General features: G+C 71.4%; 18 protein-coding genes. 7 read left to right on the forward strand and 11 right to left on the reverse strand.

Annotated features, from left to right (window positions below; all coding sequences use genetic code 11):
- Positions 1–262: 262 nt before the first annotated feature.
- Complete coding sequence (gene asnB, locus AB0I88_RS34860; RefSeq protein ID WP_361034749.1) at positions 263–2,167, reverse strand: asparagine synthase (glutamine-hydrolyzing); 1,905 nt, start codon at positions 2,165–2,167, stop codon at positions 263–265.
- Between the two features lie 155 nt (positions 2,168–2,322).
- Here asnB and AB0I88_RS34865 point away from each other — a divergent pair, with 155 nt between their 5' ends.
- Together AB0I88_RS34865 and AB0I88_RS34870 are read left to right on the forward strand one after the other, a co-directional pair.
- Positions 2,323–3,027, forward strand: a complete 705-nt coding sequence (locus tag AB0I88_RS34865) for a response regulator transcription factor (protein WP_361034752.1) — start codon at positions 2,323–2,325, stop codon at positions 3,025–3,027.
- The gene (locus AB0I88_RS34870; protein WP_361034755.1) at positions 3,024–4,802 is read left to right on the forward strand and encodes an ATP-binding protein; all 1,779 of its coding nucleotides are present in this window, start codon (positions 3,024–3,026) and stop codon (positions 4,800–4,802) included. Before AB0I88_RS34865 ends, AB0I88_RS34870 begins: the two co-directional genes overlap by 4 nt.
- On the opposite strand, the gene AB0I88_RS34875 is transcribed toward AB0I88_RS34870, so the two are convergent.
- The gene (locus AB0I88_RS34875) at positions 4,774–7,260 is read right to left on the reverse strand and encodes a DUF3516 domain-containing protein (protein ID WP_361034758.1); all 2,487 of its coding nucleotides are present in this window, start codon (positions 7,258–7,260) and stop codon (positions 4,774–4,776) included. The two genes, AB0I88_RS34870 and AB0I88_RS34875, sit on opposite strands and share 29 nt — an antisense overlap.
- A gap of 177 nt (positions 7,261–7,437) precedes the next feature.
- Here AB0I88_RS34875 and AB0I88_RS34880 point away from each other — a divergent pair, with 177 nt between their 5' ends.
- Positions 7,438–8,004: a DUF1707 domain-containing protein gene (locus AB0I88_RS34880; protein ID WP_361034761.1), complete on the forward strand. Its 567-nt coding sequence runs from the start codon at positions 7,438–7,440 to the stop codon at positions 8,002–8,004.
- A 138-nt stretch (positions 8,005–8,142) separates the two neighbouring features.
- Here the strand turns inward: AB0I88_RS34880 and AB0I88_RS34885 are convergent, their stop codons facing one another.
- The 6 genes from AB0I88_RS34885 to AB0I88_RS34910 all read right to left on the reverse strand — a co-directional run bounded on the left by AB0I88_RS34885 (position 8,143) and on the right by AB0I88_RS34910 (position 11,861).
- Entirely contained in the window at positions 8,143–8,955 is an 813-nt protein-coding gene (locus tag AB0I88_RS34885; protein ID WP_361034764.1) for a hypothetical protein, read from the reverse strand.
- A 9-nt stretch (positions 8,956–8,964) separates the two neighbouring features.
- Positions 8,965–10,107, reverse strand: a complete 1,143-nt coding sequence (locus AB0I88_RS34890; protein ID WP_361034767.1) for a hypothetical protein — start codon at positions 10,105–10,107, stop codon at positions 8,965–8,967.
- The gene (locus tag AB0I88_RS34895; protein WP_361034770.1) at positions 10,107–10,388 is read right to left on the reverse strand and encodes a hypothetical protein; all 282 of its coding nucleotides are present in this window, start codon (positions 10,386–10,388) and stop codon (positions 10,107–10,109) included. Before AB0I88_RS34895 ends, AB0I88_RS34890 begins: the two co-directional genes overlap by 1 nt.
- The gene (locus tag AB0I88_RS34900) at positions 10,385–10,600 is read right to left on the reverse strand and encodes an SAV_915 family protein (RefSeq protein ID WP_361034773.1); all 216 of its coding nucleotides are present in this window, start codon (positions 10,598–10,600) and stop codon (positions 10,385–10,387) included. The genes AB0I88_RS34895 and AB0I88_RS34900 overlap by 4 nt, the downstream gene beginning before the upstream one ends.
- 414 nt (positions 10,601–11,014) lie before the next feature.
- Positions 11,015–11,203, reverse strand: a complete 189-nt coding sequence (locus tag AB0I88_RS34905) for a DUF1918 domain-containing protein (protein WP_361034776.1) — start codon at positions 11,201–11,203, stop codon at positions 11,015–11,017.
- A 133-nt stretch (positions 11,204–11,336) separates the two neighbouring features.
- Positions 11,337–11,861, reverse strand: a complete 525-nt coding sequence (locus AB0I88_RS34910; protein WP_361034839.1) for a hypothetical protein — start codon at positions 11,859–11,861, stop codon at positions 11,337–11,339.
- Between the two features lie 283 nt (positions 11,862–12,144).
- Between AB0I88_RS34910 and AB0I88_RS34915 the strand changes: the two genes are divergently transcribed.
- A complete protein-coding gene (locus AB0I88_RS34915) occupies positions 12,145–12,273 on the forward strand; it encodes a hypothetical protein (protein ID WP_361034779.1) in 129 nt (42 codons plus the stop codon).
- Between the two features lie 100 nt (positions 12,274–12,373).
- Here the strand turns inward: AB0I88_RS34915 and AB0I88_RS34920 are convergent, their stop codons facing one another.
- Both AB0I88_RS34920 and AB0I88_RS34925 read right to left on the reverse strand, forming a co-directional pair.
- Entirely contained in the window at positions 12,374–12,826 is a 453-nt protein-coding gene (locus tag AB0I88_RS34920) for a universal stress protein (RefSeq protein ID WP_361034782.1), read from the reverse strand.
- A 145-nt stretch (positions 12,827–12,971) separates the two neighbouring features.
- A complete protein-coding gene (locus AB0I88_RS34925; RefSeq protein ID WP_361034785.1) occupies positions 12,972–13,841 on the reverse strand; it encodes a universal stress protein in 870 nt (289 codons plus the stop codon).
- A gap of 227 nt (positions 13,842–14,068) precedes the next feature.
- Between AB0I88_RS34925 and AB0I88_RS34930 the strand changes: the two genes are divergently transcribed.
- Both AB0I88_RS34930 and AB0I88_RS34935 read left to right on the forward strand, forming a co-directional pair.
- A complete protein-coding gene (locus AB0I88_RS34930) occupies positions 14,069–14,335 on the forward strand; it encodes a hypothetical protein (RefSeq protein ID WP_361034788.1) in 267 nt (88 codons plus the stop codon).
- A 60-nt stretch (positions 14,336–14,395) separates the two neighbouring features.
- Entirely contained in the window at positions 14,396–14,653 is a 258-nt protein-coding gene (locus AB0I88_RS34935) for a hypothetical protein (RefSeq protein ID WP_361034791.1), read from the forward strand.
- Positions 14,654–14,658: 5 nt separating this feature from the next.
- On the opposite strand, the gene AB0I88_RS34940 is transcribed toward AB0I88_RS34935, so the two are convergent.
- Positions 14,659–15,117, reverse strand: coding sequence for a DUF6098 family protein (locus AB0I88_RS34940; RefSeq protein ID WP_361034794.1), 459 nt, complete (start codon positions 15,115–15,117; stop codon positions 14,659–14,661).
- 68 nt (positions 15,118–15,185) lie between these two features.
- Between AB0I88_RS34940 and AB0I88_RS34945 the strand changes: the two genes are divergently transcribed.
- Entirely contained in the window at positions 15,186–15,752 is a 567-nt protein-coding gene (locus AB0I88_RS34945; protein WP_361034797.1) for a histidine phosphatase family protein, read from the forward strand.
- The last annotated feature ends 94 nt before the right edge of the window (positions 15,753–15,846 follow it).

A 15,846-nucleotide genomic window follows, 5' to 3' on the forward strand; every position in this document is an offset into this window, starting at 1 on the left:
CCCTTGTTGTATCCTCCTTTTGGGTTACGCCCCCCCCCCCCCCCACAAACCCACCCCCCCCCCCCCCGCTTGTTGATTTCGGGCGCGGTACGCGCCCGAAATCAACACGCGGGGTTGGGCACTGCGGCCACCGTGCGGCCGGCCTCGTGCGTGTTGGGTTCGGGTGCGTATCGCGCCCGAAGTCAACACACGGTTTGGGTACTGCGGCTACCGTGCGGCTGGCCTCGTGCGTGTTGGGTTCGGGTGCGTATCGCGCCCGAAATCAACACACCTGGGTTGTCAGCGGGCGCTGGGGGAGGGCGGTGATCGTGCCCTCGACGGCGATGGCGTGCCACAGGCAGAACATGGCCACCGTCCACACCTTGCGGGAGCGGTCGGCGCCGCCCGCCCGGTGCTCGGCCAGCAGGCCCCGGACGTACTCCAGGTCCAGATGTTCCGACGCGCCCGAGGTGGCCAGCAGATGGTCCACCCAGTCGCCGATCGGGCCGCGCAGCCACAACCGGGTCGGAGTGGGGAAGCCCAGCTTGCGGGCCTCCCGGACCGACTCCGGCACGATGCCCTTCATCGCCTCGCGCAGCGCGTGCTTGGTCGTCGAGACGCCGGGCGGCAGCTTCAGGTCGGTGGGCAGGCCGGCGGCGGCCGCGTACACCTGCTGGTCCAGGAACGGCACCCGCAGCTCCAGGCTGTGCGCCATCGACATCCGGTCCGCCTTGGCCAGGATGTCCCCGGGCAGCCAGGTGTGCAGGTCCACGTACTGCATCGAGGCCACGTCGTCGACGTCGGCGGTCTCCGCGTACAGATGGGCGGTGATCGCCGTGTGCGGCTGCGCGGTGAACCGCATCAGCCGCGCCTTCTCCTCCGGGGTGAAGATCCGCGCGTTGCCGTAGTAGCGCTGCTCGATCGGGGTGGTGCCGCGTTCCAGGAAGGACCGGCCCTTGACCCCCTCGGGCAGCACCTCGGCCAGATGCCGCAGGCCCCGCTTGACGCCCGGCGGCAGCCGGTCCACCCCGGCCAGCGACAGCGGCTCCCGGTAGATGGTGTAACCGCCGAACAGCTCGTCCGAACCCTCCCCGGACAGCACCACGGTCACGTGCCGCGACGCGGTACGGGCCAGGAAGTACAGCGGGATCAGCGACGGATCCGCCACCGGGTCGTCGAGCAGCTCCACGATCCGCGGCAGATGGGCCAGCACGTCCTCGTCGGTGACCACCGTCGGGGTGAGCCGGATGCCGAGCTGGTCGGCGGTGTCCTGGGCGATGTCGATCTCCGAGTAGCCCTGGGCCGCGAAACCGGCGGTGAACGCGTGCAGGTCCGGCTTCTCCCGCCTCGCCAGCGCCGCGATCGCCGACGAGTCGACGCCGCTGGACAGGAACGTGCCGACCGGCACGTCGGCGTGCAGATGCTTACGCACACTCGCCGTCAGCGCGTCCTGGATCGCCTGGTAGGCGGCCTCCGGCTGGACCCGCAGCGGCCGCAGCGACGGCTTGAACCAGCGGTGCAGGCGGACCCCGCCGCCCGGCGTCCACACGGCCCGGTGCCCCGGCGGCAGCCGGCGGATGTGCCGGTGCAGGGTCAGCGGGTCCGGCACGTACTGGAAGGTCAGGTAGTGGGCCAGCGACTCGGTGTCCAGGGCCGCGCCGGCCGGCGCCGCGAACGGGTCCAGGGCCTTGCGCTCGCTCGCCAGGTGCAGCCCGTCGGCGCTCTCCAGCAGGTAGAGCGGCTTGATGCCGAACGCGTCCCGGGCCGCGTGCAGGGTTCCGGTGCGGTGGTCGTACGCGACGAACGCGAACATCCCGCGCAGCCGGGGCAGCGCCGCCTCACCCCAGTGGTGGAACGCCGCGGCCAGCACCTCGCTGTCGCCCTCGGTGGCGAACTCCGCGCCGTGCGCCCGGATCAGCTCGGCCCGCAGCTCCCGGTAGTTGTAGATCTCCCCGTTGAACACCACCGTCCACCGGTCGCCGTAGTGCAGCGGCTGCACCGAGTGCTCCCGGTCGATGATGGCGAGCCGGTTGAAACCGAACGCGTACCCGTCACCGTGCACGACCTGTGTGTCGTCCGGGCCGCGGTGGTGCATCGTCGCGAGCGCGGCGGAGAACGCCGTCAGGAACGTGTCGTCCAGCGGCCCGGCGCCCGGCCGGCCGCTGACGAAAGCGCTCAAGCCACACATCGAGAAACCTCCTTGTCGAAGCGAGGAGGTGACCGTAGGCCGCGACCTGTGAAGAACCTGTGCGGAAGCTGCCGAGAACCCGCACGGCACGAATCCGGGATCTGATCTTCATCGGTTTCTCGCATTTCTTGGCCCGGTGGATCCGCTGGACCACAATGCGAACCGTGACAGCGCGCATCCTGGTCGCCGACGACGACCCGAAACACGCCCAGCTGATCCGCCTTTACCTGGAACGCGAAGGGCACCAGGTGCTCACCGTCGGTGACGGCCGGGCGGCGCTGGAGCAGGCGCGGGCACGCCGGCCGGACCTGCTCGTGCTGGACTGGATGATGCCCGAGGTCGACGGGCTCGACGTGTGCCGGATCCTGCGCGCCGACCCGGACAGCACCGTCGCCGACGTGGCGATCCTGCTGGTCACCGCCCGGTCGTCGGAGAACGACATGCTCCTCGGCCTGGACATCGGCGCCGACGACTACCTGAGCAAGCCGGTCAGCCCGCGCGAGCTCACCGCCCGCATCCGGGCCCTGCTGCGGCGCACCCGCGGCGCCGACGCCACCGAGGTGCTGCGCGTCGGCGAACTCGAGGTGGACACCCCCCGCTTCGAGGTGCGGGTCGCCGGCTCACCGGTCCGGCTCACCGCCAAGGAGTTCGGCATCCTGGAACTGCTCGCCCGCGAGCCCGGCCGCGTCTTCACCCGCGGCCAGATCCTGGACAAGACGTTCGGCTTCGAGAACGAGGTGTCCGAGCGGACCGTCGACGCCCACGTCGTCAACCTGCGCCGCAAGATCGAGATCAACCCGGCCGAGCCCCGCTACGTGCAGACCGTCTACGGCCGCGGCTACCGGATGGCCGAACAGTGAGTTTCCGCCTGCGGATCTTCCTGCTGGTGCTGGTCGTGGCGGGCACCGCCATCGGGGCGACCGCCTGGCTCACCCTCAGCCTCACCTCCCGCGCCGTCGCCAAGGCCGAGGAGGCCCGGGACCGGCACCAGGCCCAGATCGTCGACGAGATCCGCGGGTACGGCGTGACGCACGGGCAGTGGACCGGCATCGACCAGGTCGTCGCGCGTCTCTCCACCGGCACCGGCCTGCACATCCGGGTGGAGACCCGCGACGGCGAGGTGCTCGTCGACTCCGACACCCTCGAGGGCAAGACGTCCGGGCCGGTGCAACGGCTGCCCGCCAACGTCGAGCCGGTGCCGGTCCTGGCCGACGACATCGCCCGGGCCGCCGACCGGCTCGGCGCGGTGACGCTCGGCAAGGAGGAACTGGCCGCGCTCGGGCCGCAGGCCTACCGCAGGCCGCCGCTGCCGCGACTGCCGGCCGACCTGTTCGGCCCGGATCCCGGCGGCCTCCCGGAGGTCCGGGCCCTGTTCCAGGTGGCGAAATACCGGGCCGCGCTGCAGGCCGCCGCCTGCATGGCCCAGGACACCGCCGTGATCGGCGTCCTCGACAGCGACCGGCCGCCCTACCTCGGCGAGCAGCGGCTCACCGCGTCCGGGCAGTGCGCGGCCACCGGCAACGCCCGCGTCCACGGCGACCGCGTCTGGCTCGGCGAGGCGTGGGCCCTGCTGTCCCGTTGCCGGCTCACCGCCGCCGCCTACGACCAGTGCCTCACCGAGAACTTCGCCGGCGCGGCCGCGAGCGCGTCCGTCGTACCGGTGCGGGTCTTCTTCGGCGTGCGGCAGGGCACCGAGCTGGACGGGCTGCAGCGGCCCGGCGTCCTCGGGGCGATCGCCCTGCTGCTGGCCGCCGCCGTCGGCACCGCGCTCATCGCCCGCCGGGTCAGCCGCCCGGTACGGCTGCTCACCGGCGCCTCCCTGCAACTGGCCGCCGGGCGCCTCGACGTGCGGGTGCCCACCAGCGGCCAGGACGAACTGGCCCGACTCTCCGGCGCGTTCAACGCCATGGCCGAAGCGTTGCAGCGCAGCGAGGAACGCCAGCGGCGGCTCGTCGCCGACGTCGCCCACGAACTGCGCACCCCGCTGTCGAACCTGCGCGGCTACCTGGAAGGACTCGCCGACGGGGTGGTCGAGCCGTCCCCGGAGCTGTTCGCCTCCCTGCACGAGGAGACCCTGCTGCAGCGGCGCATCCTCGACGACCTGCAGATGCTGGCCCTCGCCGAAGCGGGCGCCCTCGGCTACGCCCCGATCCCGGTCGACCTGCCCGAACTGGTCGAGACCACCGTCACCGCGCACCGGGCCGTCGCCCAGAACGCCGGCGTCGAACTCGTCGTCGACGCCCCGCACCCGCTCGAGGTCTACGCCGACCCCGACCGCACCCGGCAGGTGATCGGCAACCTGCTCACCAACGCCATCCGCTACACCGACGCCGGCGGCCGGGTCGAGATGACCGTCGTCCGCGACGGCCCGGAAGCCGTCCTCACCGTCCGCGACACCGGCGTCGGCATGAGCGCCGACGAGGTGTCACGCGTCTTCGACCGGTTCTGGCGCGCCGACCCGGCCCGGCAGCGCGCCACCGGCGGCTCCGGGCTGGGCCTCACCATCGTCCGCCGGATCGTCGCCGACCAGGGCGGCGAGGTCACCGCCAGCAGCGAACCCGGGCTCGGGACCACCTTCACCGTACGGCTGCCGGCGGTCACCGGCATCAATGTGGGCCGACCGCCGTCACCGTGATCACCGCGGTCCCCGCCTCGTCGGAGGCGGCCAGATCCACGGTGGCGTCGATGCCCCAGTCGTGGTCGCCCTCCGGATCCTCGAACACCTGCCGCACCGACCACACCGCCGGGCCCTGCTCGATGTGCAGGAACGCCGGACCACGCGCCGACGGGCCGGTGCCCATCTCGCCGTACTCCTCGAAGTACTCCTGAATCGCCTTCTGCCAGCGCTCCGACGTCCAGCCGGACTCCGCGTCCATCTCGCCGAGCAGATCCCAGCGGCGCAGCGCGGCCAGCTCCACCCGCCGGAACATGGCGTTGCGCACCAGCACCCGGAAGGCGCGGGTGTTGCGGGTGACCGCCGGCGGACGGTCGTCGATGCGCACCTCCTCCGGCTCGTCGCCCGGATTCTGCAGCCGCGCCCACTCGTCCAGCAGACTCGAGTCCACCTGCCGGACCAGCTCACCCAGCCACTCGATCAGGTCGGTCAGCTCCTCGGTGCGGGCGTCCTCCGGCACCGTCTGCCGCAACGCCCGGTACGCGTCCGCCAGGTACCGCAGCACCAGGCCCTCCGACCGGGACAGGCCGTAGAAGGAGATGTACTCGGTGAACGTCATGGCCCGCTCGTACATGTCCCGGACCACCGACTTGGGCCGCAGCTCGTAGTCGGCCACCCACGGATGCCCGCGCCGGTACGTCTCGTACGCCGCCTCCAGCAGCTCCCGCAACGGCATCGGCCACGACACGTCTTCGAGCAGCTCCATCCGCTGCTCGTACTCGATGCCCTCGGCCTTCATGGCGTTGACCGCCTCGCCGCGCGCCTTCTGCCGCTGCGCCGACACCACCTGCCGCGGATCCTCCAGCGTCGACTCGATCACCGACACCACGTCCAGCGGGTACTCCGGCGCCTCCCGGTCCAGCAACTCCAGGCACGCCAGCGCGAACGGCGACAGCGCCTGATTCAGCGCGAAGTCCAGCTGCAGGTCCTCCACCAGCCGATAAGACCCCGCATCGGTACGCTCGATGACGCCCCCGGCGATCAGAGCACGCGCGATCGCGATCGTCCGGCGGATCAGTCTGCGCTGCGACGGCCGCTCCTCGTGGTTCTCCGTCAGCAGATGCTTCAAAGCCGGGTACGGGTCGCCGCCCCGGTTCATCACGTTCAGCAGCATCGCGTGGCTCATCTGGAACGACGACGTCAACGGCTCCGGCTCGGCCTCCACCAGACGGTCGAACGTGGGCCGGCCCCAGCCGATCTGCCCCTCCGGCGGCTTCTTGCGCACCACCTTGCGCCGCTTCTTCGGGTCGTCGCCCGCCTTCGCCAGCGCCCGCTCGTTGTCGATCACGTGCTCCGGCGCCTGCACGATCACCGTGCCGATGGTGTCGAACCCGGCCCGGCCCGCCCGGCCCGCGATCTGATGGAACTCGCGCGCCTTCAACAGGCGGGTCTTCACCCCGTCGTACTTCGACAGGCCGGTGAACAGCACCGTCCGGATCGGCACGTTGATGCCGACACCCAGCGTGTCGGTGCCGCAGATGACCTTCAGCAGACCGGCCTGGGCCAGCGTCTCCACCAGCCGGCGGTACTTCGGCAGCATCCCGGCGTGGTGCACCCCGATGCCGTGCCGCACCAGCCGCGACAGGGTACGCCCGAAACCGGCCGTGAACCGGAAGTTGCCGATCGCCGCGGCGATCCGGTCCTTCTCCTCCCGGGTGCACATGTTGATGCTCATCAGCGACTGCGCCCGCTCCAGTGCCGCCGCCTGCGTGAAATGCACGATGTACACCGGCGACTGCCGGGTCGACAGCAGCTCCTCGATCGTCTCGTGCAGCGGGGTCATCGCGTACTCGAAGATCAGCGGAACCGGCCGCTCCGCGTTCGCCACCACCGCGGTCTCCCGCCCGGTGCGCCGGGTCAGATCGTCGACGAACCGCGACGTGTCCCCGAGCGTCGCCGACATCAGGACGAACTGCGCCTGCGGCAGCTCCAGCAACGGCACCTGCCACGCCCAGCCCCGGTCCGGCTCCGCGTAGAAATGGAACTCGTCCATCACCACCTGGCCGACGTCGGCGTCCGCGCCCTCCCGCAACGCCAGGTTCGCCAGGATCTCCGCGGTGCAGCAGACGATCGGGGCGTCCGCGTTCACACTCGCGTCACCGGTCAGCATGCCCACGTTCTGCGCGCCGAAGACCGCGCACAGGGCGAAGAACTTCTCACTCACCAGCGCCTTGATCGGCGCCGTGTAGAAGGTGGTCCGGTCACCGGCCAGCGCCGCGAAATGCGCGCCGGTCGCCACCAGGCTCTTGCCCGAGCCGGTCGGCGTGTTCAGGATGACGTTCGCGCCGGTCGCGATCTCGATCAGCGCCTCCTCCTGATGCGGATACAGGGTCAAGCCCTGCTCCGACACCCACGATTGAAAAGCGTCGAAGACGGCGTCAGGGTCGGCGGAGCCCGGGAGGCGATCGGTCAGCGTCATGATCGGTCAAGTGTGTCAGCTCGCTCCGAACACGGCGTACAGGGGACCGGCCACCGTCGCGGCCAGACTCACGATGGTGGCGACGACCGCGACGGTCGCTCCCAGTCTGCGCATGCGCCGCACTCTGCCCGGCTTCGGTTGCGGTGACGGTTGCGGCCGGGTTGTAGCGTCGGCGGCGTGCCGATATCCGACGGCGACCGCGAGAAGGTCGCCGATCAACTGCAGCAGGCTTGCGGCGACGGCCGCATCACCCTGGAGGAATTCAGCGTACGGGTGGGCGCCGCCTGGGCGGCCGGTACCGACCTCGAACTGTCCCGCGCCACCGAAGGTCTCGCCCCGGCGCCCGTCGTCGGCGCGGCCCGTTCCGTCGAGACCGTCGTCACCATCCTCAGCCAGCGCAAACGGCGCGGCCGGTGGCGGCTGCGAAGCGGCCGGCTGGGCACCTTCACCCTGTTCGGCTCCACGCACCTCGACCTGCGCGACGTCGTCACCGGCGCCGACACCATCGAGATCGACGGCGTCTGCCTGTTCGGCGAGCTGAAAGTCACCGTCCCGGAAGGCGTCGAGGTCGAACTCGCCGGCGCCAGCATCCTCAGCTCCGAGGAGATCCGGCTCGCGGCCGTGCCCCGGCTACCCGGCACCCCCGAGATCCGGGTCCGGGTGAACGCCTGGTTCAGCTCCGTCGAGGTCCGCTCCCGCGGCCCGGCCGAGAAATCAGCCTGGTCCTGGCTCCGAGGCGACTGACCTGCCACGGCCCACCCGGCGGCCCCGTCACCCGGCGTAGGCGACCGTCCGGCTCACAGGGCCGCCAGACACCGCTGCGCGGCTCGTTCCCGCGCGCCTTCGCCGGTGAACTCATGTGCGGTGCCGCCGTCGCAGCGGTCACCATGACGGCCGGAGATCGAGTCGCTGCTGCCCGACCCTTTGCAGCGCGGCGCCGGACGCCAGTTCACGCCGGTGCTCGGGGTGACCGTGGTAGTGCCGCAGGGTCAGCAGCACGACGACCGGATCGTCCGCCAGCCACCCGCCACGGATCACCATCGACGGCAGCAGGAAGCCCCCTCGCCCGCCGAGACGGGTCGGCCAGGTGAAGCTAACGTCCACGGGGCCGGTCACCGTCGGAAGCACGATGATGAGGGGCGACCCACGCTCGGCCGCGTGCCGCACATCGGCGACGTGCTCCCAGGGGAGCCGGTGGGTGAAACCAGGCCCGTGATGCTCCAGCCCGGCCGGCGTGAGCCGCAGCCAGCCGCGCCCACCGTAGAGCAGCCGCACCATCACCCACCCGAAGAAGAAGGCCCCGCTGAACGCTGCGAGCGCCACCAGAAGGTCGGTGGTCCCCCCGGCGGCCAGGAAGGCGAGGCCACCGAGCGCCAACGCCAGCGCCATGAGAACCGCGAAGCCGCCCATCCAGTAGTACGCCCATCCGGAGTAGCGGAACGTCAGCCCGCCGTGAACCAGTTGCGGCGCCGGCGCCGCACGCCGGGGGCGCCACCAGAGATAGGCGCAGAGGCCCGAGAGATGGCCGAGGAAGACCGCGGCCGCGCCGAACCCGACCGCGTCCAACGGGTCGCCGCCGACGGCCGAGGCAACTGCGGTGACCGCGGACGCCGCCGTCAAAAGGACGATCGATACGAGTGACACCTTGAAGCCGATTCCCGGGCCCAAACCCTTCCACGGCGAATTCTCGGTCATCGCGGCCCCCTAGAAGATCTTGCGCCAGAGCCCGGCAGCGTCGTCGCCAACCTCGCTGAAAGCCTTGCCAACCGCTGCCTGTCCGTCGTCGAAGGCATCCTTGACGCCTTCCGGCAGCCGGTCGTACACCGCGTCGGTGACGCCACTTGCGACGAGGCCTCCGACGACGGCTCCAGCCGCGACTCCGATGACGGTGCCAACCGGCCCGAGGGAGGTTCCGATGACCGCTCCGGCGGCCATGCCACCGAGAATCGAGCCGCCGATGCTGGCCGCACCGGAGGCGATCGCCTTCACCGCGGGCTTACCGTGCTGGATGTCGTACCCGACACCGGCGGCGGTGATGGCGTACCCGATGACGGGAACCTTGCCCGCGAAGCGCGCGCCCAGCGAGGCGGCACGGGCCTCCGCCGCGTGCCCCTCCGTGGTGAGTTCGGACATCATCTTGATGAGCGACCTGGAGTGCGCCGAGCCACCCTGCGACGCCTTGTAGTGGGCCTCGAGCTTTTTGACCTGCTCGAGCGCCTCCTCTCCATGTGCCCGGACGGTGGCGATGTGTTTCTTGAGAAAGCCGCCGTAGACGCCGTTGATGAGGTCACCCGACGCGAAGAACCACTTCTTTGTTACGTCGTCGTGCATGTTCTTGAGAACGTCCGTGGCGAACCGGATCGCCGCCGTCCCTTTGCGGGCCTCACCATCGGCCAGGACGTAGGCCTCGGACTGTCGTTGGTGCAGTGCTACCGCGTCGGTGTGCGCGTCGAGCTGTGCCGGGGTGGCGGCCGTGTCAGGACCGGCCGGGGCCGCACCCGGATCCTGGATGACGAATCCGTCCACCCGGAGGCCGCCGTTCGTCGCGATCTCCCGTGCGTTGGCCATGTGCTGCTGCGCCCGTGCCAGTTGGTTCGCATATTCGGTGAGTGCGTCGGCGGTGCTCCGGAGTTGAGCGTCCAGGCCGTCCGCGGTGGTGACACTCGCCGACATCCGGTTTTGAAAGGCGGCTCCGGCGGTGCCCCGCCACCCTGACGTCGCGTCGGCGCGAACCGTGTTCATCGTTGTCGCGCCCGCGGCGACCTCGAACGCCAGCCGCCCACGGAGCCAGTCGGCAGTCGTGTGCACCTGTTCTGGGCGCCCGTCGAGACGCGTGTCGATCGGCATCAGTACGCTCCACCGATATCCGACCCGGCTGCGACGTCTTCCTGGGCGTACAGGCGATTGGCGTCGGCCACGCGGGATCCGATCGCTCGAAGATCCCCGGCCAGTCTCGCAGCGTTGCCGCAGAGCAGGGCCAGGACATCGGCCACCAGAGGTGTGGCCAGTCCCGCGTCCGGAGGCGCCGGGGCCGTGGCGCCGGTCGCGTCGACGTCGTCGCCGGCCCGATCCAACCGGTCGGCGATCGCGTCGAGCAACGCCGTGTCGATGTCCAGGTGGTCGGTCATGGCTGATCCCCTTCCGCGCCGCGCCGCAGTCGCTCGGGTATACACACGTCGAGCAGGATCAGTTCGAAACCGGTCGCCTCCTGGATCCGATCCAACTCGGTGGCGGGCAGAACGGTCCACGGCTGGCTCTCGCCGCAGTTCTCCACCAAACGGTCCAGGGCCGAGTAGACGAGAAGCGCGACCTGTCCGGACTGGGTGGGGCGCAGGTCCACGGCGAGCTCCGTGTCGCCGTCACGAACCGGGGAGCAGGGAACATAGACGTAAGGAGGCAGCATCCTCCTGGCCGGCGGCTCGTCGGCCGTGCTGGGGGGACCGGGCATGGCTGACTCCGCTCGTCAGGTCGAGAGCAGACACGCTATGCGCCGGGCAGGAGACCGCCCCGGCTTCGTCCTTGATCCGACCGATTCGGTTTGGCGGATCGCGGCGGCCGGGACGGCACACGATCGCGGCCGCCAGCCGCGTCGAGGGCATCGCAGCAGCAGGCCGCCGCGGGAGGGGCGCGGAAGATCCGAGAAGGAGAGGCGATCGTGGCCCGGGACCGGGCCACGATGATGTCCGGTTCACGCGCATGCCCGGATCGACGTTCGAACGTCGATCCGGGCATGCCGGCGCCGGGTGGGACGGGTTCAGTCGGTGCCGGGCTCCAGGTGGGTCTCGGGGCCCGGGAAGATCAGGCCGGTGTGGCCGTCGTCCCAGCGGACCTCGTACGGCGGCGTGCCGTCCCGGTGCCGCAACTCGGTGATCACACCGGCCTTGTTGCCGTCGCCGACGTGCTTGCCCTTGACCACGATCCGGTCTCCCACATGCGCGATCATCGTCGCCTCCCTCTGCTGGCCTTTCCGGCAGGATGCACCCGCGAGCGCGGTCAGGCATCCGGTTGCGCGGATTTCGTCACCACACGCGATTGAGCCCGGCCCTGTCGCGGCCGGGCTCGTGGGGCTGGTGATGTCAGATGAGCCAGCGGTTCTTGCGGACCAGGGGAAGCTTCGCCCACCAGCGGCCGAGGCCCCAGGTGTGCCCGGCGTAGGCCAGTGCCAGCACGACGGCGACGACACCGTAGATGACGTGGTAGTCGATGAGCGGGTTGCTGGACCGGGTGGCCTCACCGGCGGCGGTCTCGGTGGCGAGCGGCCATTCGGCCACCCACATGAAGGCCATCATGAGGCCGGTGGAGACGGCGGCGACCCGCAGGCCGATGCCGAGGATCAGTGCGGCGCCGATGCCGAGCAGGCCCAGCATGAACATCCAGTCGGCCCAGGCGGCGCCGGCGATGTCGTGGAAGAAGTCCTGGAACGGTCCGACCTCGACGCCGGAGAGGAAGCCCTTGGTGGGCGAGCCGCCGTTGATCCAGGCGCGTTCGGCCGGCGTCGCGTAGCCGAGGCCGAAAGTCTTGTCCAGAAAGGCCCAGAGGAAGACGAAGCCGGTGGCGATGCGAAGGACCGCCAGAGCCCGTGCTGCGCCGTGGGTGAGCATCGAGCCGGGGGCCTCGACGTTTTCCAGCTGAGTGGTGGTGTTGGAGCGACCGATAGTGGCCATCTTGTCCTCCTTGAGACTTCGTCGTCACCTATGACTGTCCCCCTGCCGGTCTGCGCTCACCGGTGCCGAAAATCCCTATCGGGCATCGCGAAGGACCCGCCCGTTTCGGGACGTCCGGCCCGCCGGGCCACCTGGCGGGGCGTTGGAGGACCAAAGGCGCTATCGATGCGTACGGGGACGGAGCACGATCGAAGGGCCGAACCACACCGGGAGGTGCCTCGTGGCCATCGTCGTGACGCTAATCGTCCTGTTGCTCCTGGTCCTGATCGTGGCTGGTCCGCTGCTGGAGTCCATCATCGATCGGATCTGGCCGCCCGACGGGCGTCGCCACGACGCCGCTCGCCGGTGAGATACTGCCCGTGCCGTAGGCCGCTCGGCACGGGACAGCAGAACGGGACGCACCCGCCAAGGGTGCGTCCCGTTCTGTCTTGCCGGTGGGGTGGCCGCGGTCAGACGGTGGCCGGCTCGTGGACCGGCGCCGGGATGACCACGACCGGGCAGGACGCCATGCGGATGCAGGCCTCGCTGACCGAGCCGAGCACGGTGTGCCGGACGCGGCTGTGGCCGTGGCTGCCGAGGACCAGCATGTCGGCGTTGCGGGCGGCGGCGGTCAGGACCTCGGCGGGAGCGCCCTCGACCGTCTCGGCGGTCACCGGCAGGTGCGAGCCGCGTTCCCGGACCAGGGACTGGATCTCGTCGTCGAGCATCCGGGCGGCGCGGTCCCGTTCCTCGCCGGACGACTCGGCCGGGACCGGGCCGTAGTCGAGCCCGTCCCACGACCAGGCGGTCACCGCACGGACGGCGCTGTCGCGCCGGGCGGCTTCGGTGGCGGCCCACCGCAGGGCACGGCGGCCGCTCTCGGAGCCGTCGACGCCCACCACGATCAGATGTCCGGTGCCCATCATTGCCTCCTCGGAGGGTCTCTTGCCCGGGGCGTGCCCGGGCTGTTCGCGGCGGGTACGCGTTGGCCGTACCCCCGATGGGGTGAGAACACGCGCGGAGCCGGCGGCCGCGCACCGAAAGGGTGAGCGACCGCCGGCAGAGGCGTCAGGCGGCCTGACGGTCCAGGTATACCGGGCTGTCGGCGTGGTGCAGCAGTTGCAGCCCGGTGGAGCCGAGCAGGGTGCCGGTGAAGGTGCCGTGGCCGCGGCTGCCGACGACGACCAGCTGGGCGCCGTGCGAGACGCCGGAGAGCACGGCGGCGGCACTGTCGTGCGAGAGCAGCGCCTCGACCTGAACCTCCGGGAACTTCTCCCGCCACGGGGCGAGCTGTTCCTCGAGGCGGAGGCGTTCGGCGGCGTCCTCCTCGGGGGTGGCGACACCGACCGCCGTGACCCCGGCCAGGTAGAGCGGCAGCATCGGCAGGTAGGTGCGGATCACGGCGAGTGACGTGCCGCGGGCGGCGGCCAGCTCGAACGCGGTCTGCAGGGCGTGCTGGGACTGTTCTGAGTCGTCGAAGCCGACCGCGACGGGGCCGTCGGTGACGTCGCCCCGGCCCCGGACCACGACGACCGGGCCGGTGGCGTGCATGGCGACGCGCTGGCTGACCGAGCCGAGCACCAGGCTGGCGAATCCGCCGCGGCCGCGGCTGCCGAGCACCAGCAGGTCGGCGTCGGTGGCCTGGGAGAGCAGGCGGGCGGCCGGGTTGCCGACCAGGACGTCGATCTCGGTGGGCAGGTCGGGGACGACCTCGCGGGCCAGGGCGGCGCCGGTCCGTGCCACGCCCTCGGCGATCTGCCGGGCCGCCGCGAAGCCGCCGCCGTCGAGGTCGTAACGGGCCTCGCCGTGCTGCCAGTCGATGACGTGGGTGACGCGGAGCGTGGCGTTGCGCCGTGCGGCCTCCCGGGCCGCCCAGCGGATCGCTGCCCGGCTCGACGCGGTGCCGTCAGTGGCTACGACGATGGTTGCGGTCCGCATTGCTCCTCCTCGATGAGTTCCTGTCCTCATCACACTCCGGGCCGCCGGCGGCGGTCAGGGGATTCGGTCCCGTCCGTCCGGGACCTTCACGGCGGGCCGCAACGGATCGGTGTGGTGAACGCGTCTCCAATGCAGGGGACCCGGGTGTGTCGAAACGGATCTTTCGGGCTTCCCCTGCTGATCATTGCGTTGGGTGACGAGGATGTCACGTAGGGAGGTGGCTACGAATGATGATTCTCCTGGTGGCGACACTCGGTCTGATCGCCGCCGCGGTCCTGGCGCTCTGGCCTTCGCCCGGCGACCGTGGGCGCCCGTCCCCGGCGGCCGCGGTCTGCGAGCCGGCCACGCCGACCAGCCTCGAGGGTGTGCTGGCCGTCCAGCTGCTGGGCGGTGAGATCACCCGGCCGCAGTACCTGCGCGCCGTCGAGCTGATCGCCGCCCGCGACGAGGAGCGGCATCCTCTAACCGTGCCATGGGACGACCGCTTGGCATGAGATCCGGGTCGCGTGGGGTATATGGAAGGACCGGCATGCCCGGGGAGGGAGGTTGTCACCATGGTCGTCCCCGCACTTCTGATCATCGCGATGGCGGTCTGCGCTGCCGTCGCCCTGTGGCCGGTGCGGCGCCCCCGCCCGGTCCCGCCGGTCCCGCCTGCCGGTGCTGTCGCGCCGATCCCGCGGGCCGAGAGCACCGAGGGCCTTCTGGTGGTGCAGCTGTTCCGTGGCGACCTGACCCGTGAGCAGTATCATCGGGCGATGGCCTGCCTGGCCGAGCGGGACGCCGGCCGGCACCCCCTGCCGTTGCCGGAGTGAGCCGCTCAGTGGGCGCGGCGGTCCAGCGGGCCCCACTCGGCCGAGCCCTGCGACGACACCAACTGGGCCGCCTCCTCCAGCGCCTGTCCGTCGATCCACGCGACCGGGCACAGGCAGCGGACCAGCGGCTCGTTGTCCGGCCCGCGACCGCAGGCCTCCCCGGTCAGCAGCCACGCCCGCACACCCGGGCCCCGCAGGTCCCGCAGGTGCAGGTAGTCGTAGAGGCGGCGGGCCACCCACAGGCGCACCGGGCGGCCGTCCCACCACGGTTCCACGGTCATCGGGTTCGCGGAGAGGCCGGGCAGCGGCACCCCGGTCAGCGAGTCCCGGCTGTGGCCGCTCTCGCACCGGTCCGCCTCCGGGCCGCGCGACCACCGCACGTACAGGTCTCTCGGGTGTTTCGCCAGCTCAGCGGCGACCGCGTCGAGATCGGCGAGCACCGGCATGTCGTCACTGTCACGCACGAGGGCCGGGATTCCCCGCTGTCGCGCGGGTATTCCAGGGTTGACCGAAACAGCGGAGAGGCGGGCGGATGGCGGAGATCGTGCTGATCCGGCACGGGCAGACCGAGTGGAGCGCGGCCGGCAGGCACACGTCGTACACCGATCTGCCGTTGACCGCCGAGGGCGAGCGGCAGGCCCGCGCGGCCGGGCAGCGGATCGCCGGGCGCGAGTTCGCGGCGGTGCTCGCCAGCCCGCGACGGCGGGCGCTGCACACCGCCGAGCTGGCCGGGCTCACCGTGACCGAGGTGACCGAGGACCTGGCCGAGTGGAACTACGGGGAGTACGAGGGTGTCACCACGGCCGACATCCGGGCCGGGCGGCCGGGCTGGTCGCTGTGGACCGACGGCTGTCCCGGCGGCGAGTCCCCGGCCCGGGTCGGCGCCCGGCTCGACCGGGTTCTGGCCCGGGCGCGCGAGGTCGGCGGCGACGTGGCGCTCCTGGCGCACGGGCACTGCCTGCGGGTGGCCGGCGCACGCTGGATCGGGCTGCCCGCGGCCGGGGGTGGGCTGCTGCGCCTCGACACCGGGACCGTGTCGGTGCTCGGCTTCGAGCACGGCGAAGACCCGGTGCTGCTGTCGTGGAACGCCGGCCGCTGACGGCCGGCTCAGCTGTCGGCCGGTCGCGTCACGACCGGCCGGCTGGGCTGGCGGCCGACCGGGGTTCACGACGGACCGGCCGCGTCGCGACCGG

Source organism: Actinoplanes sp. NPDC049802 (genome assembly GCF_040656595.1).
GTDB lineage: Bacteria > Actinomycetota > Actinomycetes > Mycobacteriales > Micromonosporaceae > Actinoplanes.